23 protein-coding genes are annotated in these 26198 nt (G+C 69.0%); 10 read left to right on the plus strand and 13 right to left on the minus strand.

From position 1 onward, the window contains the following. The first annotated feature begins 95 nt into the window (after positions 1-95). On the plus strand, positions 96-2042 hold the full coding sequence (locus OM513_RS17750; RefSeq protein ID WP_264946064.1) for a hypothetical protein: 1947 nt from the start codon (positions 96-98) through the stop codon (positions 2040-2042). A gap of 3 nt (positions 2043-2045) precedes the next feature. Here OM513_RS17750 and OM513_RS17755 read toward each other — a convergent pair whose 3' ends face one another. The 11 genes from OM513_RS17755 to OM513_RS17805 all read right to left on the minus strand — a co-directional run bounded on the left by OM513_RS17755 (position 2046) and on the right by OM513_RS17805 (position 14866). After that, a complete protein-coding gene (locus tag OM513_RS17755; protein ID WP_264946065.1) occupies positions 2046-3035 on the minus strand; it encodes a DUF2891 domain-containing protein in 990 nt (329 codons plus the stop codon). Next, positions 3032-3985 (minus strand): DUF979 domain-containing protein, encoded by a 954-nt coding sequence (locus tag OM513_RS17760; RefSeq protein WP_264946067.1) that lies wholly within the window; start codon positions 3983-3985, stop codon positions 3032-3034. The genes OM513_RS17755 and OM513_RS17760 overlap by 4 nt, the downstream gene beginning before the upstream one ends. Further along, positions 3982-4650, minus strand: coding sequence for a DUF969 domain-containing protein (locus OM513_RS17765; RefSeq protein WP_264946068.1), 669 nt, complete (start codon positions 4648-4650; stop codon positions 3982-3984). The genes OM513_RS17760 and OM513_RS17765 overlap by 4 nt, the downstream gene beginning before the upstream one ends. Next, a complete protein-coding gene (locus OM513_RS17770; protein WP_264946070.1) occupies positions 4650-8204 on the minus strand; it encodes a hydantoinase B/oxoprolinase family protein in 3555 nt (1184 codons plus the stop codon). The genes OM513_RS17765 and OM513_RS17770 overlap by 1 nt, the downstream gene beginning before the upstream one ends. Before the next feature lie 31 nt (positions 8205-8235). Continuing rightward, the gene (locus OM513_RS17775) at positions 8236-9552 is read right to left on the minus strand and encodes an ATP-binding protein (RefSeq protein WP_264946071.1); all 1317 of its coding nucleotides are present in this window, start codon (positions 9550-9552) and stop codon (positions 8236-8238) included. Between the two features lie 66 nt (positions 9553-9618). Then, entirely contained in the window at positions 9619-9831 is a 213-nt protein-coding gene (locus OM513_RS17780; protein ID WP_264946073.1) for a hypothetical protein, read from the minus strand. Between the two features lie 66 nt (positions 9832-9897). Beyond that, on the minus strand, positions 9898-11163 hold the full coding sequence (locus tag OM513_RS17785; RefSeq protein WP_264946075.1) for an N-succinylarginine dihydrolase: 1266 nt from the start codon (positions 11161-11163) through the stop codon (positions 9898-9900). Then, positions 11150-12160: an arginine N-succinyltransferase gene (locus OM513_RS17790; RefSeq protein ID WP_264946077.1), complete on the minus strand. Its 1011-nt coding sequence runs from the start codon at positions 12158-12160 to the stop codon at positions 11150-11152. Before OM513_RS17790 ends, OM513_RS17785 begins: the two co-directional genes overlap by 14 nt. Further along, positions 12157-13365, minus strand: a complete 1209-nt coding sequence (locus OM513_RS17795) for a hydrolase (protein WP_264946079.1) — start codon at positions 13363-13365, stop codon at positions 12157-12159. The genes OM513_RS17790 and OM513_RS17795 overlap by 4 nt, the downstream gene beginning before the upstream one ends. 63 nt (positions 13366-13428) lie before the next feature. Further along, positions 13429-14331 carry a DUF481 domain-containing protein gene (locus OM513_RS17800; protein WP_264946080.1) on the minus strand — a complete coding sequence of 301 codons (903 nt, stop codon included), beginning with the start codon at positions 14329-14331 and terminating at the stop codon, positions 13429-13431. 49 nt (positions 14332-14380) lie between these two features. Continuing rightward, entirely contained in the window at positions 14381-14866 is a 486-nt protein-coding gene (locus tag OM513_RS17805) for an RNA pyrophosphohydrolase (RefSeq protein ID WP_264946082.1), read from the minus strand. Positions 14867-15014: 148 nt separating this feature from the next. Here OM513_RS17805 and OM513_RS17810 point away from each other — a divergent pair, with 148 nt between their 5' ends. The 6 genes from OM513_RS17810 to OM513_RS17835 all read left to right on the plus strand — a co-directional run bounded on the left by OM513_RS17810 (position 15015) and on the right by OM513_RS17835 (position 22287). Next, on the plus strand, positions 15015-16892 hold the full coding sequence (locus tag OM513_RS17810) for a 2-oxoacid:acceptor oxidoreductase subunit alpha (RefSeq protein WP_264946084.1): 1878 nt from the start codon (positions 15015-15017) through the stop codon (positions 16890-16892). Between the two features lie 31 nt (positions 16893-16923). After that, the gene (locus OM513_RS17815) at positions 16924-17940 is read left to right on the plus strand and encodes a 2-oxoacid:ferredoxin oxidoreductase subunit beta (RefSeq protein ID WP_264946085.1); all 1017 of its coding nucleotides are present in this window, start codon (positions 16924-16926) and stop codon (positions 17938-17940) included. A gap of 52 nt (positions 17941-17992) precedes the next feature. Continuing rightward, a complete protein-coding gene (locus tag OM513_RS17820) occupies positions 17993-18379 on the plus strand; it encodes a GxxExxY protein (protein ID WP_264946086.1) in 387 nt (128 codons plus the stop codon). Positions 18380-18445: 66 nt separating this feature from the next. Then, positions 18446-19816, plus strand: coding sequence for a cryptochrome/photolyase family protein (locus tag OM513_RS17825; RefSeq protein WP_264946087.1), 1371 nt, complete (start codon positions 18446-18448; stop codon positions 19814-19816). A gap of 51 nt (positions 19817-19867) precedes the next feature. Beyond that, positions 19868-21130 carry a class I SAM-dependent methyltransferase gene (locus tag OM513_RS17830; RefSeq protein WP_380916429.1) on the plus strand — a complete coding sequence of 421 codons (1263 nt, stop codon included), beginning with the start codon at positions 19868-19870 and terminating at the stop codon, positions 21128-21130. Further along, positions 21130-22287 carry a serine hydrolase domain-containing protein gene (locus OM513_RS17835; RefSeq protein ID WP_264946088.1) on the plus strand — a complete coding sequence of 386 codons (1158 nt, stop codon included), beginning with the start codon at positions 21130-21132 and terminating at the stop codon, positions 22285-22287. Before OM513_RS17830 ends, OM513_RS17835 begins: the two co-directional genes overlap by 1 nt. Positions 22288-22402: 115 nt before the next feature. On the opposite strand, the gene OM513_RS17840 is transcribed toward OM513_RS17835, so the two are convergent. After that, positions 22403-23116 (minus strand): SDR family NAD(P)-dependent oxidoreductase, encoded by a 714-nt coding sequence (locus OM513_RS17840; protein WP_264946090.1) that lies wholly within the window; start codon positions 23114-23116, stop codon positions 22403-22405. Between the two features lie 145 nt (positions 23117-23261). Next, positions 23262-24722, minus strand: a complete 1461-nt coding sequence (purF, locus tag OM513_RS17845; RefSeq protein WP_264946092.1) for an amidophosphoribosyltransferase — start codon at positions 24720-24722, stop codon at positions 23262-23264. 119 nt (positions 24723-24841) lie between these two features. Here purF and hisI point away from each other — a divergent pair, with 119 nt between their 5' ends. From hisI to OM513_RS17860, 3 genes are read left to right on the plus strand one after another with little or no spacing between them, the layout of a single operon-like run. Further along, complete coding sequence (gene hisI, locus OM513_RS17850; RefSeq protein WP_264946093.1) at positions 24842-25198, plus strand: phosphoribosyl-AMP cyclohydrolase; 357 nt, start codon at positions 24842-24844, stop codon at positions 25196-25198. Further along, positions 25195-25701, plus strand: coding sequence for a hypothetical protein (locus OM513_RS17855; protein WP_264946095.1), 507 nt, complete (start codon positions 25195-25197; stop codon positions 25699-25701). The genes hisI and OM513_RS17855 overlap by 4 nt, the downstream gene beginning before the upstream one ends. A gap of 58 nt (positions 25702-25759) precedes the next feature. Continuing rightward, the gene (locus OM513_RS17860; RefSeq protein WP_264946096.1) at positions 25760-26194 is read left to right on the plus strand and encodes a MerR family transcriptional regulator; all 435 of its coding nucleotides are present in this window, start codon (positions 25760-25762) and stop codon (positions 26192-26194) included. Positions 26195-26198 lie beyond the last annotated feature (4 nt).

Raw genomic sequence — 26198 nt, forward strand, 5'->3', positions numbered from 1 at the left:
GGCGTTCCGCTGCGTTGCGAGGTGTGGCCGCCTGTGCGATCCTTCCTTCGTTACGGTAGCGTCAGGGCGCTGCCGGTATCGTGGGAGGATGTGGCGTGAAGCCCAGGCGGATCGGAATGGCGGCGCTCGGCGCCGCGCTCGGCGTGGTGGCTTGGATGGGGGCCGGGGGGACGGCCGAAGCCCAGCCGGCGATGGGATCATCCGATCCGCGTGAGGTTGAGGCTGGCATCCGCTATGTTCTGCCGCGCATCAAGATTGCTGGCCGCCAGAGCTGGGGGGATCGCCTGCTGGTGGAGATGGCGAAGCAGGTCAGATCCGTCGACATGTTGAGTGCAGACACGTTCGCCGCGGTGAACAATCGCTGGAAGCCTGCCGTCAGCCAGCATTTCGAACTGAAGGCGGACAAGCGCGGGGCCTATGCCGCCTCGGGCAAGTTCTTCTGCGAAGGGCAGGGGCACAGCGGCCCCGTGCAGATCACGTTCGGCTATGCGGCAGGGGTGCCGGATAACGCGGTGGTGGCGGCGCGTTTTCCGTTCATTACCTGCCCGAAGGGCGCCAAATATATCCAGAGCCACGCGCTGCTGCGGCTCGCGGACGGCAGCTATTGGGTCGGCCAGGTGAATGTGCGCAAGGGCAGCCTGGCGATCGAATGGGGGCCGGCATATCGGCTCCAGGGGCGCCAGGTGACGGCGCAGGGCGTTTCCAGCCTGTTCGCGATGGACGAATATTGGAAGCCCACCGACGAATATCAGCCGGTACGGACGCCGCTGGTAGTGGTCATGGGGCCGCGTGGACACGCGCTCCGCCACGATTTCCAGTACAGCAGCGCCTGGATCAACAAGCGCGACAATTTCTATCCCAACGGCCCTGAAGGCGCGACGCTCTATGTGCCCGGCCGCGGGCGTTTCCTGGGGATGGCGAGCAAGGGATCGGGCTTCATCTTCGGGGCCATTCCGGCATCCGGCGGCGGCTTCGAGCCCTATGCACGATATGAGACCGAGGCGGGCGATGCCCAGATCGCGGGCCGTTATGCGATCACGCCGGGCTGCACCGGGCGGCCGTCGCCCTATCAGATCGAGGTCGAGACGATGTTCGACCCCAGCATGTCGATGGTCCAACAGGTCGCGGCGCCGCTGCGATGCGTCACCTTCGAATTCGTGGGCGATGTGGCTGTGTCATTATACGAAAAGGTGCCGGGATTGTCTGGCATCAACTATCTGGCGCCGCCGGGCTCGCTCCAGATCGGGGGAGGTTCGAATCTGAGCGCGATCCTGTTGCGCAGCCAGTTCTCGCGCCTCCGGCGGTTATCGGACGCCGACATGAACGCGATCTATCACAAGCGTAGCAACGAAAAGCTGCGCGAGGCGCTGTACCAGAACTATTTTGCCGCCCGGAACCAGTATTTCGCCCCGCAATATGCCGCCCAGGCGGAGGCGCGGCGGCGCAAGGAGGCGCGTAGCCAGTTCTGGAACGGCATCTTCCAGGGTATCTACCAGGGCGTGCAGCAATCCAACGCGGCGTGGGAGGCCAAGCGCGAGCAGGAACGCGCGCTGGCGAACCGCGTCGCGCTGGCCGCGTTCACGCCGGAAAGCGTCGCGATGCGCGAGAAGCTGCGTACCGAGAATCTGAAGCGCGGCGAGGCGCTGAGGGCCGAGCAGGAGCAGAAGTCGCGCGAGCAGGCCGCAGCAAGCAAGGCGGCCTATGAGGCCCAGATGGCGGCGATCGACCGGAACATCGCCGAGCTGGACGGGAAGCTGAAGCGCCAGGACGTGCAGGTCACCGAGATTTCCGGCGGATCGTCTGGCGGAGGTGGCGGCGCGGGTAGCGGCGGAAGCGGAGGCAGTGGAGGAAGCGGGCAAGGCGGAACGGGCGATTCCGGCGGCTATGACCGGCCGCTGAACCTCTATCTCACCGTGCCCTATGTGCCGCCGCCTCCGCCGCCGGCACCGCCCAAGGCGCGACCGCTGCCGCCACCCCCGCCGCCGCCGCCCAAGCCGCCGGGGCCGAACCCCTATGCGGGATGGAAGGCGGTGCCGATGTAGCGCTCAGCGTTCGCCGTCGAGCGCGAGCAGCGCGAAGCTGGCGAGCCAGTGGGTGCCCATATAGTCGTCCGCCAGATGGGGCAGGCTGGCGTCCAGATGGCGCGCGGCGGCTTCCTGCGCGGTCGCATGGACGGAGTGCTCCGTGCCGAGCGCTTCGGCGATGCCCGTCCAGCACCATGCGCGGCTGAGGTTCAGCCCGTCGAGATGGGCGATCTTGCCGTCGCTGCGATCTGAGACATGGGCGGGGGCCAGCAGCGTGGCGGGGACTTCGGGCAGGAAAGCATCGAACCAGGCGGAGAAGTCCGCCGGCGGCAGGATGCGCGCCATCAGCAGCGCCTGGGTGAGCGCGGGCGAGAGGAACTCGTCGCCGCCCGGCTCGCCGAACGCGGTGCAGCCGCGGTCCGCGCCGAACCAATCCAGCGTCCGCCCGGCGATCAGCGCCGCCAGCGCGGGATCGTGCCGCAGCGCCCAGCCGTGCGCGTGGATCAGCGCGAAGGCGGTGTTGAAATGCGTGCCCACGCGGATCGGATAGGTCAGCCGGGGCAGATAGGCCGTGAACCGCGCGGCGAAGGCGCGGGCGAGCGGCTCCAGCGCGGCGGCCCAGGGCGCGTCGTGCCGCGCCAGCTCGCCGTGCAGCGCGAGCAGCCATCCCCAGCCATAGGGCCGTTCGAACCCCGCGCTGGCGGGGCGGGCCAGATAGGCCAGCTCGCCCGCCACCTTCTCCGGCACCAGCAGGCGATCGGCCTTCTCGCGGATCGCGGCGGCCTCGGGCAGATCGGGGAAACGGCGCATCAGCCGCATCACCTGCCACCAGCCATGGACGCAGCTATGCCAGTCGAAGCTGCCGTGGAAGATCGGGTGGAGGTCCGCCGGCGCGCGCACGTCCTGCGGCCCGGTCATCACATGATCGAGCTTGTACGGCCATTGCTGCTCCAGATGGGAGAGCGTCAGCCTGGCGAACTCGCGGGCCTGAGCGAAGATGACTGCGGTCATCGAAAGCAGAAAAGATAGATGAGCCCGATATTTACGGCGAGCAGGGGCAGGGCGGTGGCGACCTGTGCGCGGATCACGCCGTTGCGATCACGCAGCTCCAGCAACGCGGCGGGGACGAGGTTGAAGTTCGCCGCCATCGGCGTCATCAGCGTGCCGCAGAAGCCCGCAAGCATCCCGATCGCCCCGATCACCGCCGCATCGCCGCCATAGCCCTGGATCAGCAACGGCACGCCGATCGCCGATGCCATAACCGGGAAGGCCGCGAAGGCGTTTCCCATCACCATGGTGAACGCCGCCATCCCCAGCGCATAGACGGCGACCGTCAGGAACACGCTGCCCTCCGGGATCGCGGCGCGTGTCGCCTCGCCCACGATATTGCCCACGCCCGCCGCGGCGAAGACCACGCCCAGCGCCGCCAGCATCTGCGGCAGCACCGCCGCCCAGCCGATCGAATCGATCAGCCTGCGCCCCTCCTGCAACGGCGCGGACGCGGGCGGGCGCAGCCATGCGAAGATCAGGATCAGCGCCAGCAGCACGCCCAGGCCCAGCAGGATATAGGTCTCACGCTTGGGCTGGAACAGGTGGTAATGGGCGAGCGGGGTGTAGCTGTAGAGCAGGGTGCCAATCAGCGCGGTGGCCGGGATCACCAGCGCGGGCAGGAACAGCCGGTTGCCCAGCTTCGCGCTCCATGCCTCGCGCTCGGCGTCGCTGGTGGTCGGCGGATCGCCGCGGCCCATGGCGCCGGAGCCCGCCAGTCCCGCCAGCCCCAGCACCAGCAACCCGTTGCCCAGATCCCCCAGCCACGATCCGCCGAGCAGGCTGAGCGCCATCAGCCCCCAGAAGGCGGCGTTGCCCAGCCGCTTCGCGTTGTTCCGGTCCAGCGCGCTCAGCACCGCGTAGGCGGCGAAGGCGAGCCCCGCGAGGACATAGAGCCACTCGATCGTGATCACCGCTTCGCTCCCAGCCGCCGGTCGAGCAGCAGCAGGCGCAGGCCGTGGATCAGGAAGGCGGCGATCGCCGTCGGGATTGCCCAGACGGCGAGCTGGAGCGGGGTCAGCTCGATCCTGTAGGTGGCCAGCGTGGCCTGGATCAGCACGATCGATCCGATCGCGAAGAAGATGTCCTCGCCGAAGAACAGCCCGACATTGTCGGTGGCGGCGGCCATCGCCTTCACCTCCTCCTCGGTGTCTTCGTCCAGCGCGCCGTGCTGCTTCTCGGCGGCCGCGAGCGCCATCGGGGCGACCAGCGGGCGCACCGTCTGTGGATGGCCCGCAGTGGAATGCAGCCCGATCGCGGCGGTGAACTGGCGATAGAGGAGATAGAGGACCAGCAGCCGCCCCGCGGTCGCCCGGCGGAAGCCCAGGATCACCGCCCGCGCGCGCTGTTGCAGCCCGTATCGTTCCAGCATGCCGATCACCGGCAGCACGATCCACACGATCGCGATGATCCGGTTGTCGTTGAACGCCTTGCCGAAGGTCTTGATCACCTCCACCGGCCCCATGCCCGCCAGCAGCCCGGTGACGAACGCGGAGGCGGTGACCACCAGCATCGGGTTAAGCCGCAGCGCAAAGCCCGCGACGACCACCAATATGCCCAGCAGCGGCACATAATGCATCATGCCTTGCCGTACCCCCCGCCGCCGGGCGTTTCGATCACGAAGACGTCGCCGGGGGCCATCTCCGCCGACGCGGTGGCGGGGAGCGTCTCCACGCTGCCGTCCGTGCGTTCGATGCGGTTGACGCCCGCCAGGCCGTCCGCGCCGCCCGCCAGCCCGAACGGCGCGATCCTGCGGCGGTTGGAGAGGATGCCCGCGTGCATCGCCTCGCGGAAGCGGATGCGTCGCACCGCCCCGTCGCCGCCGTGCCAGCGCCCCGCGCCGCCCGATCCGCGCCGGATCGCGAATTCCTCCACCAGCACGGGAAAGCGCGCTTCCAGCACTTCGGGATCGGTCAGGCGGCTGTTGGTCATGTGCGTCTGCACCGCGTCGGCGCCGTCGAAGCCGGGTCCCGCGCCCGAACCGCCGGCGATCGTCTCATAATATTGGTGGCGCGCGTTGCCGAAGGTGAGGTTGTTCATCGTCCCCTGCGATCCCGCCAATGCCCCCAGCGCGCCGAACAGCGTGTCCGTCACCATCTGGCTGGTCTCGACATTGCCAGCGACCACCGCGGCGGGATAGCGCGGATTGAGCATGCAGCCCTCCGGCACGCGGATCGTCACCGGCCGCAGGAATCCGTCGTTGAGCGGCACTGCCTCGTCCACCAGCGTGCGGATGACGTAGAGTATGGCGGCGCGGACGACCGAGAGCGGGGCATTGAAATTGTCCGGCTGCTGCGCGCTGGTGCCGGCGAAATCGAAATCGAGCGTGCCGTTCCCCACGGTGACGGCGACCCGGATCGTGGCGCCGCTGTCCATCTCGCAGGCGAAGCTGCCGCTCTTTAGCCGCGGGATCAGCCGGCGGACGGCGGCCTCGGCGCTGTCCTGCACATGGCCCATATAGGCGCGCACCACCGCCTCGCCCTGTTCGGTGCAGGCGTGGCGCAGCCCCTCGGCCCCGCGCGCGCAGGCGGCGATCTGGGCAGCCAGGTCGGCGATGTTCTGATCGATGTTGCGCGCCGGATGCGGCCCGGCGGCGAAGATCGCGCGAATTTCCGCCTCGCGCAGCCGCCCGTCCTCGACCAGCAGCACATTGTCCAGGATCACGCCTTCGTCTTCGATGCTGCGGCTGGCGGGGGGCATCGATCCCGGGCTGATCCCCCCGACATCGGCATGATGCCCGCGTGCCGCCACCCAGAAGGCGGGCGCGGTGCCGCCGGTGAACACCGGCTGGATCACGGTGATGTCGGGCAGGTGGGTGCCGCCCTGATAGGGGGCGTTGAGCGCATAGACGTCGCCCGGGCGGATGCCGCGGCCGTCTGCGCGGCGGCGCGCGATCACGGTGCGGATGCTCTCACCCATGGAGCCCAGATGAACCGGGATGTGCGGCGCGTTGGCGATCAGCGCGCCCTCCGCATCGAAGAGCGCGCAGGAGAAGTCGAGCCGCTCGCGAATGTTCACCGACGAAGCCGAATGCCGCAGCGCCGCGCCCATCTCCTCGGCGATGGCCATGAACAGCCCCGCGAAGATCTCCAGGCGGACGGGGTCGGGCTTCCCCGCGGAGCTGGAAGACCGCGCGGCAACCGGTTCTGCGGCGCTTCGCGTGAGGATCAGGCTGCCTTCGCCGTTCACCTCCGCCTGCCAGCCGGGCTCGATCACCGTGGTGGACACCGGATCGCTGACCAGCGCCGGCCCCGCGACCTCGGCTCCGGCCGCCAGCGCGGCACGGTCATATACCGGCGTGTCATGCCATGCCCCGGCCAGATAGCAGCGCACCCGCGCCACGGGCGGGGCCGAGCGGGCCGGGAGCGGGGGCAGGGGCACCGCCGCGCCGCCCTCCGCAATCGCCTCCGCCTGGAGCATGTCTGCCAGCAGCGTCCCCCGGAAATCATAGCCGAAGCGCTGGCGATAGGCCGCGCCGAACGCCTCGCGCATCGCTTCCTCGCTGCCCAGGGAGACCGGGATGCTGCTGTCGCTGCCCATGGTGCGCAGGTGTGCGGTCAGCTCGATCCGGATCGCCTCTTCCGCCACGCCCTGCGCCGTCAGCGCCGTCCGCGCCTCGTCCCCCAGTGCTGCCGCCGCCTCGCCCAGCGCGGGATCGTCGAGCGCCAGTTCCACCGTGCGCTCGCGCATCTCACGCCGCGCCGCGATGCCGATGCCATAGGCGGAGAGCACGCCCGCCAGCGGGTGGATCATCACCGTGCCGATCCCCAGCGCATCGGCGACCAGGCAGGCATGCTGCCCCCCGGCGCCGCCGAAGCAGGCCAGCGCGAAGCGGGTGACGTCATGCCCGCGCGCGATGGAGATCGCCTTGATCGCGTTCGCCATGCTGGCCACCGCGATCGCCACCAGCCCCTCGGCCGCCGCTTCGGGCGCCATCCCGGCCTCGGCCGCCAGCGCCTCCAGCCGCGCCAGCGATGCCGCACGATCGAGCGGCGCGTCGCCCGCGGAGCCGAACACGGCGGGGAAGAAATCCGGCTGCACCTTGCCCAGCGCGACGTTGCAATCGGTGACGGTCAGCGGGCCGCCGCGCCGGTAGCATGCCGGGCCGGGGACGGCGCCAGCCGAATCCGGCCCCACGCGCATCCGCCCGTCGGCGAAGCCGCATACCGATCCGCCGCCTGCCGCCACGGTGTGGATGCGCAGCATCGGCGCGCGGATGCGGGCGCCCGCCACGATCGTCTCATTGTCGCGCTCGTACCGCCCGGCATAGAGCGAGACATCGGTGGAGGTGCCGCCCATATCGAAGCCGATCACGCGATCGAACCCCGCCGCGCGCGCCGTTTCCGCCATGCCGACGATCCCGCCCGCGGGTCCGGAGAGGATCGCGTCCTTGCCGCGGAAGCTGCGCCCCGCCGCGAGTCCGCCGTTGGACTGCATGAACAGCGGCGCGGCGCCGCCCAGCGCCTCCGCCAGCCCCTCGACATAGCGGCGCAGCACCGGCGAGAGATAGGCGTCGATCACGGCGGTATCGCCGCGCCCGACCAGCTTGATCAGCGCACCCGTTTCATGGCTGACCGAGACCTGGGTGAAGCCCGTCTCGCTGGCCAGCGCCGCCAGTGCGGCCTCATGCGCCGGGTGGCGGTAGCCGTGCATCAGCGCGATCGCCACTGCGCGCAGCCCGGCGTCGTATGCGGCCTTCAGCCCGGCGCGCGCCGCCGCCAGGTCGATCGGGCGCAGCACCTCGCCCTCGTGCGTGACGCGCTCGTCGATCTCCAGCGTGCGGACGTTGAGTGGCGCGGGCCTGACGATATGGCGGGCGAAGATGTCGGGCCGGTCCTGCGTGGCGATGGCCAGCGCGTCGGCGAATCCGCGGGTGATCGCCAGCAGCACCGGCTCGCCCTTGCGCTCCAGCAGCGCGTTGGTGGCGATGGTGGTGCCGATGCGGATATCGGCAGGGGGCAGGGGCCCGTCGCCCGCGCCGGTCAGGCGGCGGATCGCGGCCACCGCGGCATCGTCATAATGCTCCGGATCTTCGGAAAGCAGCTTGGCGGTCGTCATCCGCCCGGCCGGGTCCACCGCCACCACATCGGTGAAGGTTCCCCCGCGATCCACCCAGAACTGCCAGCGCGCCATCGCTCCCGGTTGCGGGGCCAGCGGCTTCAGGTCAAGCGCGCGGCGGCTCGCCCGGCAGCACCACGGTAACGCGCAGCCCGCCGATCGGGGAGCGGCTCGCCTCGATGCGGCCGTGGTGCGCCTCCACGATCGCGCGCGCGGTCGCCAGGCCCAGGCCGGACGCGCCGCTTTCCTCGCCACGCTCGGTGTTGCGGTAGAAGGGCTCGAACAGCCGCTGCGCCAGCATCACGTCCACGCCGGGGGCGCTGTCGTCGATGATCAGGCGCCAGGCGTCGCGCGAGCTTTCCAGGCCCAGCACGATCTTGCCGCGCTTGGGCGTGTAGCGCAGGCTGTTTTCGATCAGCGCGCTGAAGAGCTGCTCGATCCGCGCGCCGTCCCAGCGGACGATCACGGTATATTCGGGTAGCGTGCTGGTGGTCAGCTCGACGCCGTTCGCATCGGCGCGCTTGCGGTTGCTCCAGATCGCGTTGTGGATCAGCGCACGCGGATCGACCTGCTGGAAGTTGACGGGCAGGCGGCCAAGGTCGGCCAGCGCCACCGCGTTCAGATCCTCGGCCATCTGGCCCAGCCGGCGGTTATCCTCCTCCAGCGCGGACATCAGCTCGGGATCGACCGGCGGGTCCTGCTGCGCCAGCTTTTCCAGATGGCCGCCCAGCGCCTCGGCCGGGCGCTTCAGCTCGTCGGCGATCGACACCAGCCAGGTGCGCCGTGCGGTTTCCAGCCGGTTGAACTGGCTGGCGATGCGGCGGAGGTTCTTCATCGTCGCCACGGTCTCGGCCGGGCCGGATTCGTCGATCTCGAAATCATGCTCGCCGTGAACCACTTCGCGGCTGAGGCGGAAGAGGTCGGTCTGCGGCCGGCTCCAGCGCCGGGCGATCTCATAGGCGGCGACGAGCAGCAGCACGAACAGCCCCGCCATCACCGCGCCCAGGCCCAGATATTGCGAGGCGAGGTAGCGGCGATCCTCGTCGGTCAGCCGCGGTTCGCGGACGACGCGCGCCACCGCCACGGTGCGGCCGTCGACCTGCACCGGCTGTTCGGCGCGCGGCGCGTTGGCGCTGCCGGGGCCGGCGATCGGCGTACCGTCGGGCCGCACGAGCTGGACGCGACCGCCGAGCAGATCGGGATCGCGCCGGTCAAGCTCGGGGATGAGCTGCTCCAGCGGCCGCCCGGCCCGCGCCGCCTCTGCCACGGTGGCGGCGAATCCGGACAGCGCCTCGCGATCGCGCTGGGCGAGTTGGATCTGCTGGCCCATGTGCATGTTCCACACCAGCAGCCCGCCGGGCACCACCGCCGCGAGCAGCGCCTGGCCGGCCAAAGTCAGGAACATCTTACCGAACAGCCGCACGCCTAGTTCCCCCCGCCCCAGGGTTCGAGTCGAGGCCGGTTACCGTTCGTTTCCGCCCGACACAACTCAATCGGCGACATCGAACGTATCCAGTATCTTCGCGCCCGCCATGAACACCGCGATCGGGCACAGCAGGAACAGCATCCAGCCACCCCATCCGGGAAAGCGATCCAGATAATGCACGCCGCGCTCCACCGCCCCCGTGCCCAGGCCATAGATGACCAGATAGGCCTCGAACTTGGTCTTGATCGTGAAGAGGCGGGAGAGCTTGCGGATCATGCCTGACTATAAAGCAAGCGCCGGGCCAACCGCAGAAAACTGCGATTCCCGGCTTAAGCGATATGGTTAGCTGTCAATTAACCCGACAGTTCCCGTCGCCTCCAGCAACGCGCGGTGCGCCGCTTCGATCCGGGCGATCAGGGCGGGGTCGCCGATCTCGTCCTGGCCGATGGCTTCGGGCCAATGCGCCTCGATCACCGCGGCGATGCGATCCAGCATAGCCTCGTCGGCCAGGAACCGCGAATCGACGGTGGCCGGATCGCATACGACGCGCAACCGCAGGCAGGCAGGTCCGCCGCCGTTCGCCATCGATTGGCGGACGTCCACCACCTCCAGCCGCCGGATCGGGCCGTTTCCGGCCACATGCGCCTCCAGCCAGGCCCAGACGGCCGCGTTCTCACGCGCCTCGCCGGGCAGGATCAGCGCCGTCTCGCCCGAAGGCAGCGTCACAAGCTGGGCGTTGAACAGATAGGACCGGATGGCGTCCGCCAGGCTGACCTGCGCGGCGGGCACCTCGACGATCTCGACTTCGGGCATCAGCGCGCGGAGCCGGGCGTAGAAGCGGTCCTTGTCCGCGAAGGCCTGTTCATGCGCCAGCAGCACGCGCCCGTTGGCCACGGCGACCACATCATTGTGGAAGGCGCCCGCCGCGATCGCTTCCTCGCTCTGCTGGACGAACAGCGTGCGATCGGGATCGAGCCCGTGGCGCCGGGCGATCGCCTTGCCGGCCTCGGGATGCTGGCGGGCGGGGAAAGGGCCGCCGCTCACGCCATAGACGAACACCTCCACGCCCGGTGCCCCATGCTCCGGCGCCAGCCGCATATGGTTGGCCGCGCCTTCATCGCCGAACGGGGCGGGGACGGGGCCGTGGACCGCGAAGACGGGGGCGGCGAAGGCCAGGCGAAGCTGCGCCAGCGTGTGGGGCCATTCGTGGCTGCGGTGGGGCATCGTCACCAGATTGGCGACGGTCAGGTGGCATCGGCTGTCGGCGCAGTCGGGCGCGGGCGATACGGTGGCGGCGTTGGCGGCCCACATCGCCGATGCGGACAGCGCCTGCGCCTTCAGGTGCGGCTCGGCATCGGCATAGCTGGTGGCGAGGCTTTCCAGCCAGCGGTGGTCCGGGCGCGGGTGCGGCAGCAATATGCCCTGCGCCAGCCCCAGGCGCAGGTTCGCGCGCATCTTGCCGATGCCCTGCAGCGCGGCCGCGCGCGGCTGGGAAACCGCGCCCTGGTTGCGCGTGGCGGCCAGGTTGCCGTGGCTCAGCCCGGCGTAATTGTGGCTGGGGCCGACGATCCCGTCGAAGTTGATCTCGACCAGCTCAGCGCCCGACATGGATCACCTCGTCCCCCGGCCCGACGCCCAGCGTATCGGCGCACACCGCGTCGATCTCCACCCCGCCGTCATGCTCGCGCACGCGGCCCAGCGCGCAGCGGAAGCCGGCCATATGGCCCGTCGCCACCAGCGCCGGCTCGCCGCCCTGGCCGACCGCGGTCACGGTCATCGTGCGCGCGTCCTTGATCGAACGGACCTTGTCGGTCTCCGCGGTCATCGTCGGGCCGCCGTCGAAGATGTCGATATATTCGCCGCCGTTGAAGCCCTCCGCCTCCAGCATGCGCATCGCCGCGCGGCCGCTGGGGTGGGGCGTGCCGATCACGCCGCGCGCGCCCTCGGGCAGCAGCGCGGTGTAGATCGGGTGCTTGGGCATCAGATCGGCGATGAACTGGTATCCGTGGACGGCGTTGAAGGCGTCCGCATCCTGGAAGCTCATGCCGAAGAAGCGCCCCGCCAGCCCGTCCCAGAAGGGCGATCCGCCCGCCTCGTCGATCACGCCGCGCAGCTCGGCCAGGATGCGGTCGGCGAAGCGGCGGCGGTGGCGCGCGATGAACAGGTAGCGGCTGCGCGCCAGCAGCATGCCCAGCCCGCCCGCGCGCTCGTCCGGATGGAGGAACAGCCCGCCCACCTCCGAACAGCCCTTCAGGTCGTTGCACAGGCTCAGCAGCTCGACATGGATCGTGCGGTCCAGCTCCTCGCTGCGCTTGGTCTCGGTCGCGCGGCGATAGCTGTAGAAGGGGACGCGCTGGCCGACGCTGGTGAAGATCTGGCAGGTGCCGCGCACCTCGCCCGTCTCCACATTCTCCAGCATCAGCACGAACAGCTCTTCGGCATGGCCGCCGTCGCTCCGCGCGAAGGCGGCGTGGCTGCGGTCCAGCTTCGCCTTCAGCGAACGCCGGTCGGGCGGCAGGTTGGTGAAGCCGCCGCCGGTCAGCTTGGCCATCTTGTAGAGATGGTTGAGGTCCTCGTCGCAAGCGGCGCGGATGACGAAACTCATGGATGCCCCCGTTCGGCGATACGCATTAGGGTGAGCGCGGAGAGCGCCGCGCGCTCGCCCAGGCTCTCCGGGATCAGGAATTCATCGGCGGAATGGATGGCGCCGCCGCGCGCGCCCATCGTGTCCACCACCGGCACGCCGCAGGCCGCAATATTGTTGCCGTCGCAGACGCCGCCGGTCGCTTTCCACGCGATGGGCAGGCCCAGGTCGGCGCCCGCCTGCTTCACCAGCGCGAACAGCCGCTCCGCGCCCGGATCGATCGGCTTGGGCGGGCGATTGAATCCTCCGTGTACTTCGATGCCGACGTCGTGCAGCTTCGCGACCTCCGCCACCGCGCCGTCGATCGCCGCCTGGGCGCGGGCGATGGCATCGGCATCGGCGGGGCGGAAGTTGACGCGCAGGATCGCGAGGTCCGGCACCACATTGTTCGGCCCGCCGCCCTCGATCCGCGCCGGGTTCACCGCCAGCCCGGGCGATCGTGCCGCGGCAAGGCGCAGCGCAAGATCCGATGCGGCGACGATCGCGTTGCGCCCTTCCTCCGGGTTGCGGCCGGCATGGGCGCTGCGGCCGCGCACGATCAGCGAGAAATTGCCCGTGCCGCCACGCGCGCCCGCCAGCGTGCCATCGGGCAGGGCAGGCTCATAGGTGAGCGCCGCCGCCTTGCCCCGTGCCATCTCCGCGATCAGCGCGGCGGAGGAGAAGCTGCCGGTCTCCTCGTCCGAATTGATCATCACCTCATAGCCCAGCCGCGCGGCGGCGGGGCTCGCCTCCAGCGCCTCAAGCGCCGCCAGCATCACGGCGATGCCGCCCTTCATGTCCGCCGCGCCGGGGGCGTTGAGGCTGCCGTCCGCCTGCCAGCGTGCCTGCTGGAACGGATGATCGGCGCCGAACACCGTGTCCATATGCCCGGTGAGCAGCACCTGCACCGGCGCCTGGGGCCGCACCGAGAGGCGGAGGTGGCGGCCGTGCCCGGTCGCGGTGACCTTGCCCTCCGGCGTCACCGTCTCGACCCGGGCGGGTTCGACCAGCGAGAGATCCCCCGGCAGCACGGCAAAGGCATCCGCGAGGAGCGCCGCCATCCTGTCCAGCCCGCTCAGGTTGCGCGTGCCGCTGTTCACCGCGACCCATGCCTCGGTCCGTGCAAGCGACGGCGCGGCGCGGGCGCGCTCCACGGCGGCGGCTTCGATCGGGGAAAGCGGGTTCATCACGGGCTGGTATGCGCCGATCGGTGCGGTTTCAACACCCCCCGTTTCGATCGGCTCCCCGATTCAGAAATCGACCACCAGCGCCGCGCGGCTGGTCGTGTCGGTGCTCTGGCGGCCGGCGGGCGGCAGGCTTTCGAACTGCACCGTATAGGATAGCTGCGCCGAAAGCGGGCCGATCAGCCGGGCCAGCAGCGCGGTCTTGCTCGTCACCGTGCTGTTGGTGTCCTGCACATAGGCGGAGGCATCCTGGCTGAAGGTGACGCCCTTGTTGAGCTTCCAGTCGAAATCCAGGCTGCCGCGCGCGGCCATGTTACTTTGGTTGCGGCCCGTGTTGAAATTGGTGTTGCGATATGCCGGCCCCAGCTCGACGTCGAGCGTCAGCCCCTTCTGCCGGATCGCGCTGTAGCCGATGCCGGCGGACACCGAATAACGCTCGCGATAGCCCAGGAAGCGGTCACGCTCGAACTGGGCCGCGCCGTAGAGATAGGCGCGATCGTCGAACTTCCAGTTGGGCTCATAGGCGGCGAGGTAGCGCTCCTGCGTCACACGGCCCTGGCTTTCCTGATACTCCATCCGGCCGCGCAGCTTGTGGCGCCATTCCAGCCCCTCGCGCCGCAGCTCGAACGCGGCGAGCAGGCCGATATTGTCGGTATTGCCGGTCGAGCGATAGGCGCCCAGCTCGATGCGGCCCTTCACCAGCTCCAGGAAATCGGCTTCGCGCAGCCTGCGCTCGCGCTCGCGGCGGCGGCCCTCGCGCCATTCGACAGTCAGCCGGTCGATCAGCGCGGCGGCCTCCGGCGCGGCGGCGCGGGCATATTTGGCGACGGTCGCCACCTCTCCCTCGTTGCCCGAGGCCATGGCGGCATCGAGCATCGCCTTCACCGGCGGCGGCAGCGCGGGATCGGTCGGCTGGGGGTCTGCGGCCGCGACGAGCAGCGGCGCGAGCATGAGGAGCAGGCTACGCATGGCGGGGAGCCTAGCCGCCGGATATGGCCGGGAAAAGGCCCTGGTAGCGTTAACTGCGTCCCAGCGGTTCCGCGAACAGCTCCAGCAGCCGTTCGTAGATCGCGCGCTTGAAGGGCACGATGATCTCCAGCAGCTCCGCGGGTTCGGCCCAGCGCCAGGCGCGGAATTCGGGATGCTCGGTGGCGATATCGATGTCGCCGTCGCCGCCCAGGAAGCGGAACAGGAACCAGCGCTGGCGCTGGCCGCGCCACCGGCCGCCCCACACCCGGCCCATCAGCTCCTCGGGCAGGTCGTAGAACAGCTCTTCGCCGGCCTCCGCGATCAGCTCCACCAGCGCGGCGGGGACGCCCGTTTCCTCCCACAGCTCGCGCACGGCGGCCTCGGCCGGGTCCTCGCCATCGTCGATCCCGCCCTGGGGCATCTGCCACGCCTCCAGCGTGGAATCGAGCCGCTGGCCGACGAACAACAGTCCGTCGCGGTTCATCAGCATCACGCCCGCGCAGGGGCGATAGGAGAGGTCGTCGGCGTCCGGCATGGCGGCTCCTTTACCTGCCTGTCCCGGCTGGACGAAACCACAGATTGCAACTGTACGGCATTTTTCTAACTTGGGCATTGCGCCACGGGGGTTTAGGGGCGCCGGTCAACGAAAGAAAAACACCAGTCCGGACAGCAGGAAAATACCCATGGCAACCGCCACCGACACGCTTTCGCCCGCCGAGGCGCAGGCAAGCCCTTCGCCCGAAGCCGTGGTGGTCCGCTTCGCGGGCGACAGCGGCGACGGCATGCAGCTCACGGGCGGGCAGTTCACCCTGTCCACCGCGCTGGCCGGAAACGACCTGGCGACCTTTCCCGATTTCCCCGCCGAGATCCGCGCGCCCCAGGGCACGTTGTTCGGCGTCTCCGCCTTCCAGATCAACTTCGGATCGAGCGAGATCGACACCGCGGGCGACGCACCCGACGTGCTGATCGCGATGAACCCCGCGGCGCTGAAGACCAATGTCGAGGCGCTGAAGCCCGGTGGGCTGATCATCGCCGACGAGGGCGAGTTCAACCAGCGCAACCTGGACAAGGCGAAGTATGACGCCAACCCGCTGGAGGACGACAGCCTCGGCAAGTGGCAGCTCCTGAAGCTCAACATCAGCCAGCTCACCCTGGATGCCGTGAAGCCCTATGGGCTGGGCAACAAGGAGGCGCTGCGTTGCAAGAACATGTGGACGCTGGGCCTGGCGCTGTGGATGTTCGATCGTGACCGCGCGCCGCTGGTCGACTGGCTGAAGGCCAAGTTCGCCAAGTCGCCCGTGCTGGCCGACGCCAATATCGCCGCGCTGAACGCCGGGCACGCCTATGGCGAGACGGCAGAGCTGGGCGCGATGGGCATCACCCAGCGCCATGTGGTCGCGGCACCCGCCGAGCCGGGGCTGTACCGCACCGTGACGGGCGCCGACGCGATCGCGCTGGGGCTGGTGGCGGGTGCGCAGCTCGCGTCGCTGCCGATGTTCTACGGCGGCTATCCGATCACGCCGGCATCGGCGATCCTGCACGCGCTGGCGCGGCTGAAGGAGTTCGGCGTCACCACCTTCCAGGCGGAGGACGAGATCGCGGCGGTGGCGTCCGCGCTGGGCGCATCCTATGCCGGCAGCCTTGGCGTCACCTGCTCCTCCGGCCCCGGCATCGCATTGAAGACCGAGGCGATCGGCCTGGCGATCATGACCGAGCTGCCGCTCGTCATCGTCAATGCCCAGCGCGGCGGCCCTTCCACCGGCCTGCCCACCAAGACCGAGCAGTCCGATCTCTACCAGGCGGTCTATGGCCGCAACGGCGATGCGCCGGTGCCGGTGATCGCCTCGCGCTCCGCCGCAGACTGTTTCGATTGCGCGATCGAGGCGGTGCGGATCGCCACGCAATATATGACCCCGGTGATGCTGCTGACCGACGGCTATCTCCAGAACGCGGCCGAGCCGTGGAAGGTGCCGGACCTGTCGTCCTATGAGCCCTTCCCGGTGACGTTCCACGATCAGGCCCCGGCCGAGGGCGAGAAGTTCCTGCCCTATGCCCGCGACAACAAGCTGTCGCGCCCCTGGGTTAAGCCCGGCACGCCGGGCCTGCTCCACCGCATCGGCGGGATCGAGAAGGCGCAGGGAACCGGCAACATCGATTATTCGCCGCGCAACCACCAGGCGATGACCGACACGCGGCGCGACAAGGTGCTGGGCATCGCCGTGCCCGATCAGGAGATCGCGCTGGGCGAAGAGGGCAGCGATCTGGTGGTGGTCGGCTGGGGCTCCACCTATGGCCCGATCCACCAGGCGGTGCGCCGCGCGCGGGCGAGGGGGCTGAGCGTCAGCCAGCTCCACATCCGCCACATCTGGCCGCTGCCCGCAAATCTGGGTTCGCTGCTGAAGGGTTACGGGAAGATTCTCGTACCCGAAATGAACACCGGCCAGCTCAAGACCGTGCTGCGCGACCAGTATCTGGTCGATGCCCAACCGCTCAACAAGGTGTCGGGCCAGCCCTTCACCATCGCCGAGATCGAAGCCGCCATCGAAGGGGCGATCGGCTGACGCGCTCGCGTCTGCCGACGGAGGACACGCCATGAACGAGATCACCACCATCCGCCCCAGCACTCCCAAGGACTGGGAGACCGACCAGGAGGTCCGCTGGTGCCCCGGCTGCGGCGACTATGCGATCCTGAAGGCGGTGCAGCGCACCATGCCGGAGATCGGCGCGACGCCGGAGAACACCGTGTTCGTCAGCGGCATCGGCTGCTCGTCGCGCTTCCCCTATTACATGGAAACCTATGGCTTCCACACCATCCACGGCCGCGCGCCGGCGGTGGCGACGGGGGTGAAGCTCGCCAATCCCGATCTGGACGTGTGGATCATCACCGGGGACGGCGACGCGCTGTCGATCGGCGGCAACCACACGATGCACCTGCTGCGGCGGAACCTGAACTGCCAGGTGCTGCTGTTCAACAACGAGATCTATGGCCTGACCAAGGGCCAATATTCGCCGACCAGCCGCGAGGGCACGCGCAGCCCCTCCACGCCGTTCGGATCGGTCGATCACCCGGCCAAGCCCTGCGCCTTCGCGCTGGGCGCGGGTGCGCGCTTCGTGGCGCGCGGGATCGATGTTCACAAGAATCTGCCCAGCGTGCTGAAGGCCGCGCATGCTCATCAAGGCACGGCGTTCGTCGAGATTTTCCAGAATTGCATCGTCTACAACGCCGATGTGTTCGAGCCCTTCACCGCCAAGGCGAACGCGGCCGAGAACCAGCTCTGGGCGGAGGACGGCAAGCCGCTGCTGTTCGCTGGCGGGACCAAGGGCCTGGCGCTCGATCTCGACACGCTGACGCTGAAGGTGGTCGAGGTGACGGGCGGTGACTGGCAGGCGGCGGGCGTGATCGTCCACAACGTCCGCAACCGCTCGCTTGCGCACCTGCTGGTGGAGATGCCGTTCGGGCCGTTCCCGATGGCGCTGGGCGTGCTCTACGACGATCCGGCCCCGACCTTCGAGAGCGCCGTTGTGGCCCAGAACCGCGCGGTGAGCGAGGGCAAGAAGCCCGACCTGCAGAAACTGCTGTCCAAGGGGCAGACCTGGACGGTGGGATAGGCTGCAAGTCTGTCTCGCACAAAGCCACGAAGAGGCGCCATTGGCGGGAGACGTGGAAGATTTGGCCCGGATTGCGGTCGATTGCGGTTTCAAGCTGCATGAAGCGCTTGGGCCGGGGTTGCTGGAATCGGTTTACGAGGTTTGCCTGGCACACAGCCTGGCCGAGCGAGGCCTGTCTGTAGAGCGCCAACGGTCCATTCCCATCCGCTTTGCCGGCTTGACCTTCGAAGAAGGATTTCATGCGGATCTGATCGTGGAGGGACGGCTTCTGATCGAGCTGAAATCCACGGAAGCGCATGCGCCGGTTCATGCGAAGCAGGTGCTTACCTACATCCGGCTTCTTGATCTGCCGCTCGGCCTGCTGATGAATTTCGGCGCACCAACGTTCAAGCAAGGCATCCGGCGGCTGGCCAACAACTATTTCGGGCCAACGGCCTGAAGGAGCGAGCTTCTTGGCGGCTTCGTGGCTTTGTGCGAGATTTGATCCCATGAGGCCGCACCCTCGATGACCCCCAGCATCCTCTGGTTCCGTCGCGACCTGCGCCTCGCCGATCAGCCCGCGCTGATCGCCGCCGCGGCCGAGGGGGCGGTGATCCCCGTCTATGTCCTCGACGACGAGACGCCCAGGCACCGGCGCATGGGCGGTGCGTCGCGATGGTGGCTGCACCACAGCCTTGCGAGCCTTGACTCGAGCTTGCGCGCGCGGGGATCGCGGCTGATCCTGCGACGCGGGCGGAGCGAGGAGGTGCTGGCGGCGCTGGCGGCGGAGACCGGGGCCGCCCGCGTCCACGCGATCCGTCATTACGAGCCATGGTGGCGTAACGCCGAGCGCGCGGTGGGCGAGCGGCTCGATCTGGTGCGCCATGACGGCAACTATCTCGCCCCGCCGGGATCGGTGACGAGCGGATCGGGCGGGCAGTATCGCATCTTCACCCCCTTCTGGCGGGCATTGAGCGCGCGGATGCCGCCGCCTGTGCCGCTGGCCGCGCCCGGCGCGATCCCGGCGCCGCAGGCATGGCCGCAAAGCGAGCGGCTGGAGGATTGGGGCCTGCTCCCCGTGCGGCCCGACTGGGCGGGCGGCTTCCGCGAGGAATGGCAACCGGGCGAGGCGGGCGCCGGGGACCGCCTGGAGGCGTTCGCGCCCGCCGCCGCACGATATGAGGAGCGCCGCAACCTGCCGGCGGTCGAGGGCACCTCGCGCCTGTCCCCGCATCTCCATTTCGGCGAGGTCTCGCCCGCCCGGGCGTGGCACGCGGCGGAGAGGGCGGACGGCTCGGCGGGCACCTTTCTCGCCGAGCTAGGCTGGCGCGACTATGCCGCCAACGTCATCCGCCAGATCCCCGATTACGCCGCGCGCAACGGCAGCGCGAAATATGACGCCATCCCCTGGCGAACCGGCGCGGAGGCGGATGCGGACCTGCGTGCCTGGCAGCAGGGGCGGACCGGCTATCCGATCGTCGACGCCGGCATGCGCCAGCTCTGGGCCAGCGGCTGGATGCACAACCGCGTCCGCATGATCGCCGCCAGCTTCCTGGTGAAGCACCTGCTGATCGATTGGCGCGCGGGCGAGCGCTGGTTCTGGGACACGCTGGTCGACGCCGATTACGCCAGCAACGCGGTGAACTGGCAATGGGTGGCGGGCACGGGCATCGATGCCAACCAATGGGGACGGATCATGGCCCCGCTGCTCCAGTCGGAGAAGTTCGACACGGCGGCCTATATCCGCCGCTGGGTGCCCGAGCTTGCGGCGCTGCCCGAGCCCGCGATCCACGATCCCGAGTCGCATGGCGCACGCCCGCGAAACTATCCCGCGCCGCTGATCGCCCACCGCGCGGGCCGCGAGCGCGCCCTTGCCGCCCTCAGAACAATCGCCTGAACGCCACTTCGCACTTGCCGAAAACGTCAACTGGTGCATGAAGTGCGCGCGATGAACGCGCCGATGGGGAGAGACGGCAGCGCAGTCCTGCACCATGGCCCGGGCCAACGGCCGGGCGCGGGTATGCTCGCGCTCTTCGCCCCGGTGTTCCGCACCATGCTCGACCGGCTCGATCGCGGAATCTGCGCGGGCAGCATCGAGGTGCGGCAGCCCGACGGCCGGCTACGGGTACTCGGCGGACGCGGGGAGGGGCCGAAGGCGGCGCTGGAGCTCAGGAGCTGGCGCGCGCTGCTGCGCCTGGCGATGGGCGGCTCCTCCGGCTGGTATGAGGCCTGGGCGGCCGGCGAATGGGCCAGCGACGATCCGGTTGCGCTGTTCGAGGTCATGGGCCGCAACCGGGCCACCGTGGGCCAGTCGGCACGGCCATCGGGCTTCACGCGCGCGGCGATGCGCTTCCAGCACTGGCTGCGGCGCAACCATCGCGAGGGATCGCGGCGGAACATCGCTTTCCACTATGATCTGGGGAACGACTTCTACACCGCCTGGCTCGATCCCGGGATGAGCTATTCGAGCGCGCTGTTCACCGCGCCGGAGCAATCGCTGGAGGCGGCGCAGGCGGCGAAGCTTCGGGCCATCCTCGATCGCACCGCCACCGCCCCGGACGATACGATCCTGGAGATCGGCTGCGGCTGGGGTTCGTTCCTGGAAGCGGCGGCGCTGGCCGGCCGCAACGTCCACGGCATCACGCTCTCGACCGAGCAGAAGGCCTATGCCGATGCACGCATGGCCCGGCAGGGGCTGGCGGACAAGGTGCGCGTCACCATCACGGACTATCGCGACGTCGCCGAAACCTATGACGCCGTCGCGAGCATCGAGATGGTGGAGGCGGTGGGCCGGGAATATTGGCCGCATTATCTGGGCGCCATCGCCCGCGCGCTGAAGCCGGGCGGGCATGCCGCTATCCAGTACATCAGCTTCGACGACGCCTTTTTCGAGCAATATGCCTCGGCGGTGGATTTCATCCAGACGCACATCTTCCCCGGCGGGCTGCTGATTTCCGAGCGCGAGTTCCGCTCGATCGCCGAGCGCAGCGGGCTCGCCTGGCGTGATCGCGAAACCTTTGGCCCCAGCTATGCCGAGACGCTGCGCCAGTGGCGCGAAAATTTCGATCGGGCCGATGCGGAGGGGCGCCTGCCCGCGCAGTTCGACGCCAAGTTCAAGGGCTTGTGGCGATATTATCTGATGTACTGCGAAGGCGGTTTCCGCGGCGGCGGGATCGATGTGGCGCAGGTAACGCTGGTGAAGGAGAAGTGATGCGCAAGTGGCTGATGGCGCTGGCGGCGTTCGCCCTGGCGGGAACTGCGGCCGCGCAGACCGTTCCGCAGGACGCGGAGGGCATCGCCAGGCTGCGCCGCGCCGGGGCGGAGGTGCTGTTCTGGAGCCAGGACCAGCGCGACCGTAACTTCCCCGCGATGGAGACGATCTTCCCTACCCGCGTGGTGAGGGCGGGCGGCGCCGTCCGCGCGCTGCCCGCGGGAACCCCGCTGCCGGTGAGCGACGCCGATGTCGCCGCCTTCATTGCCGCGCAGAACGTCGCGGGGCTGATCGTGATCCAGGACGGCAAGGTGCGGCTGGAGCGCTATGCCCGCGGCTTCAGCCAGTCGGGGCGCTGGACCAGCTTCTCGGTCGCCAAGTCGTTCACGTCCACGCTGGTCGGCGCGGCGATCCGGGACGGCTATATCAAATCGGTCGACGAGCCGGTGACCAAGTACATCCCGGAGCTGGCGGGCAGCGGCTATGACGGCGTCACCATCGCCCAGTTGCTCACCATGACGTCGGGCGTGCAATGGAACGAGGACTATACCGATCCCAATTCCGATGTGGCCAAGTTCGGCGCCGTGGAGGTGAAGCCGGGCGAGGACGCGACCGTCGCCTATATGCGCAAGCTGCCGCGCGAGACCGCGCCAGGCGCCAAATGGGTGTACAAGACCGGCGAGACCAACCTGGTCGGCGTGCTCGTCACCCGCGCCACCGGAAAGACGCTGGCGGAGTATCTGAGCGAGAAGATCTGGAAGCCCTATGGCATGGAGCAGGACGCGGCCTGGATGGTCGATTTCACCGGCCATGAAATCGGCGGGTGCTGCCTGTCGGTCAGCCTGCGCGATTATGCGCGGATGGGCATGTTCGCGCTGGAGGGCGGAAAGGGCGTAGTGCCCGAAGGCTGGTTCGCCGACGCCACCCGCGCGCATGCCACAGTGCGCGAGGGCGGGTTCGGCTATGGCTATCAATGGTGGACCTATCCGGGCGGCAACTTCGGCGGGCAGGGCATCTTCGGCCAGATGATCTTCGTCGATCCGGCGAAGAAGCTGGTGATCGCGATGGTGAGCGCGTGGCCCAAGGCGACCGATCCCGCGCTGGGGATGCAGCGGCTGCAGTTCGTCGCAACGCTGGACGCGGCCGCGGGGCAATAGGGGCTGCGCGCCCGCGCCTTCCGTGGGCGATCAGGCAAAGGGCGCGCTCAGCGCTCAGCCCTCCGTTCGCGCTGAGCCTGTCGAAGGGCCGGTCCACAATCGGCCAAGGGGCCGGTTATTTCCCCAGCGCGAGATAATGGCCGGTGTCGAAACCTCCGGCGGCCAGTCTCGCAATTGCCTCGGCGGCCACTTCCGGCCCCTTCAGCGTCGCGGGATCCTCGCCCGGATAGGCGCGGGCGCGCATCGCGGTGCGCGTCGCGCCCGGATCGACCAGCGCCACGCGAACGCCGGAGATGTTGCGCATCTCCTCGGCATAGCTGAGCAGCAGGTTCTCGAACGCGGCCTTCGAAGCGCCGTACATGCCCCAATAGGCGCGCGGATTGCGGGCGATGCCGCTGGTGACCCCGATCACGCGCGCGCCCTGGGCCTTGCGCAGCATCGGATCGAACGCGCCGATCAGCGCCGCCTGGGCGCTGACGTTCAGCGTCAGCACACGCGCGAAATCCTTGGCATCGAAGGCGGGCAGCGCGCTCAGCGTGCCCAGTGTCGCGGCGTTGAGCACCAATATGTCGAGCGAGCGCCAGCGTCCCTCGATCGCGGCGGCCAGGCGGGCGATGCCCTCATTCTCTGCCAGGTCGAGCGGCGCGATGGTGGCGGTGCCGCCCGCGGCGTGGATCGATTCCTCCACCTCCTCCAGCCCGCCCGCGGTGCGCGCGGTGAGGATCACATGCGCGCCCGCCGCGGCCAGCGCGTGGGCGGTCGCCGCGCCGATCCCGCGGCTGGCGCCGGTGACGAGTGCGACCTGATCGAAAAGGGGCTTGTCGGTCATGGGGTCCTTCCGGATGGCCCTAGGGCGTTTGCCGTTTGGGCTGGTGCCGATTCCGCCAAGGGCGGCCAGCGTCTAGAGCCAAAGCCTGCGCTTCGACAAGCTGGGCGCGAACGGGAGAGGAGGCGGGCGGGGAGAGGCGCCGGCCTCAGCCCACGCGCTCCTCGAGCAGCGCGAGCTGGGCGGCGGCGGCCTGTTCCTCGTGATCGGTCAGCGACGTCGGGTAATCGCCGGTGAAACAGGCGTCGCAATAGCCGGGCCGGTTGTCGGCGCGGCGCGGCTCGCCCAGCGCCTTGTACAGCCCGTCGATCGAGACGAAGGCTAGGCTGTCCGCCTTGATGAAGCGCGTCATCGCGCCCAGATCCAGGTTCGCCGCCAGCAGCTTCTCCCGCCGGGGCGTGTCGACGCCATAGAAGCAGCTATGCTTGGTGGGCGGGCTGGCGATGCGGAAATGGACTTCCTTGGCGCCCGCCTCGCGCATCATCTCGACGATCTTCAGGCTGGTGGTGCCGCGCACGATCGAATCGTCGATCAGCACGATGCGCTTGCCGGCGATCAGGTCGCGGTTGGCATTGTGCTTCAGCTTCACGCCCAGGCGGCGGACCTCGGCCCCCGGCTGGATGAAGGTGCGGCCCACATAGTGCGAGCGGATGATGCCCAGCTCGAACGGAATGCCCGATTCCTGCGCGAAGCCGATCGCAGCCGGCACGCCCGAATCGGGGACGGGGACGACCAGATCGGCCTCCACCGGCGCCTCGATCGCGAGCTGGGCGCCGATCGCCTTGCGCACCGAATAGACCGAACGGTTGCCCGCGATCGAATCGGGGCGCGAGAAATAGACCCATTCGAAGATGCATGGCCGCGCCGCCGCGTCTCCGCCGAAGGGGCGGTGCGAGGTGACGTTGCCGTCCTTGACGATCACCAGCTCGCCCGGCTCGACCGAGCGGACAAACTCGGCGCCGACCACGTCGAGCGCCACGGTTTCGGAGGCGAAGATCACCGCGCCCTCGCGCTCGCCCATCACCAGCGGGCGGATGCCCAGCGGATCGCGGCAGGCGATCAGCCCGTCGCCGGTAAGGCAGACGAGCGAATAGGCGCCCTCGATCTGTTTCAGCGCATCGATGAACCGGTCGATCAGCGTCGGCTGGCGCGAGGTGGCGACCAGGTGGATGATCACCTCGGTGTCCGAGGTCGACTGGAAGATCGAACCGGTGCTGATCAGGTCACGGCGCAGGCGCGATGCGTTGGAGATGTTGCCGTTATGCGCGATCGCGAAGCCGCCCGCCGCCAGCTCCGCATAGAGCGGCTGGACGTTGCGCATCGCCGAATCGCCGGTGGTGGCATAGCGGACATGGCCGATCGCCGAATCGCCGGCCAGCGGGTCCATGATCTCCTTGCGATCGAAATTGCCCGCGACATGGCCCATCGCGCGATGCGTGTGGAAGGCGCGATCGTCATAGCTGGTGATGCCCGCGGCCTCCTGGCCCCGGTGCTGGAGCGCGTGGAGCCCCAGCGCGGTGAGCGCGGCCGCGCCCTCTCCGCCGGAGACTCCAAAGATGCCGCACTCCTCGTGCAGCTTGTCGTCGTCGAAGGGATTGGTGGTGAACATCGTACCCCGGTGGGTCGGTTTCCGATGCCGCCCCATATAGGATCGAAATCGCTTTGTCGCCCGCCCGGCGGCAAATTTCCTTGTTCGCAGCGCGGGACGGGGGGCGTAAGGGAGGGCGCGTGACGAACGACCGCGAAACGGGCCTGGCGCTCGACCCGAAATATGACGCGAACGGCCTGGTGACCGCGGTCGCCACGCATGGCGAGTCGGTGCTGATGGTCGCGCATATGAACGCCGAGGCGCTGGCGAAGACGCTGGAGACGGGCGAGGCCCACTTCTGGTCCCGCAGCCGCGCGCGGCTGTGGAAGAAGGGCGAAACTTCCGGCCATGTGCTGAAGGTGCGCGAGTTGCGCGTCGATTGCGATCAGGACGCGATCTGGATGATCGTCGATCCCGTCGGCCCCGCATGCCACACCGGCGAGCCGAGTTGCTTCTACCGCCGCGCCGAGGGCGGCGGGCTGGTGCGCGTGGGATGAGCGTGCGCTGGGCGACGGCCGTGCTGCTGCTGCTCGCCGCCTGTTCGGGCGGCAAGCAGGCCGCGCAGAACGCCGCCCAGCCGCAGGATCTGGAAAGCGCGGCGATCGAGCGCGGGATGGTGCGCGATCCGGACGACAGCAGCGTCGCCGGCCTTTACGCGCGGGATACCGACCGGGTGTGCGTGGTGAAGGACGGGCAGGGGTATCGCATGGGCGCCTTCGTCGATTACGGCGACGGCATCACGTGCAGCGGATCGGGCACGATGACGCGGCTTGGCGAGACGCTGCACGTCGAGCTGGGCAAGCCCGAGGACGGGTGCAGCTTCGACGCGCGGTTCGATGGCGACAAGATATACTTCCCCGGCAACGTTCCCGATGGTTGCGCCAAGCTGTGCTCGCGCCGCTCGTCCTATGCCGGGCTGGAGGTGACGCTGCTGAGCGAGTCGGAGGCGGAGGCGGGGGCGATGCGCGATCCTTCGGGCCGGATGCTCTGCGGCAAATAGCTGCGTTCCGGACCTCATCGGCCTTGACGTTAACGTAAAGGGGACATATGCGGCTCGCATGTCTGCTGCCGCTTATACTGCCGCGGGGCTGGCGCCGATCGAGCCGCGCACCGACCGCGACCATTTTTCGATCTCGGAGCTTTGCGCCGAGTTCCAGGTCACGCCGCGCGCGCTGCGTTTCTATGAGGACGAAGGGCTGATCTCGCCCGAGCGCCGGGGGCTTTCGCGGGTCTATTCGCACCGCGATCGCGCACGGCTGGCGTGGATACTGCGCGGCAAGCGCGTGGGATTCAGCCTGGCCGAGATCCGCGAGATGATCGACCTCTACGACGTCGGCGACGGACGCCACCTGCAGCGCCGGGTGACGATCGACCGCTGCAAGTCACGGATCGACCTGCTCGACAGGCAGAAGCAAGACATCGATGCCGCAATCGCGGAACTACAGGAATTCGTCGACCTGCTGGAACGCAGCGTGGCGACCGAGAGGGACTGAACAC

The organism is Sphingomonas canadensis, assembly GCF_026013525.1.
Classification (GTDB): Bacteria; Pseudomonadota; Alphaproteobacteria; order Sphingomonadales; family Sphingomonadaceae; genus Sphingomonas; species Sphingomonas canadensis.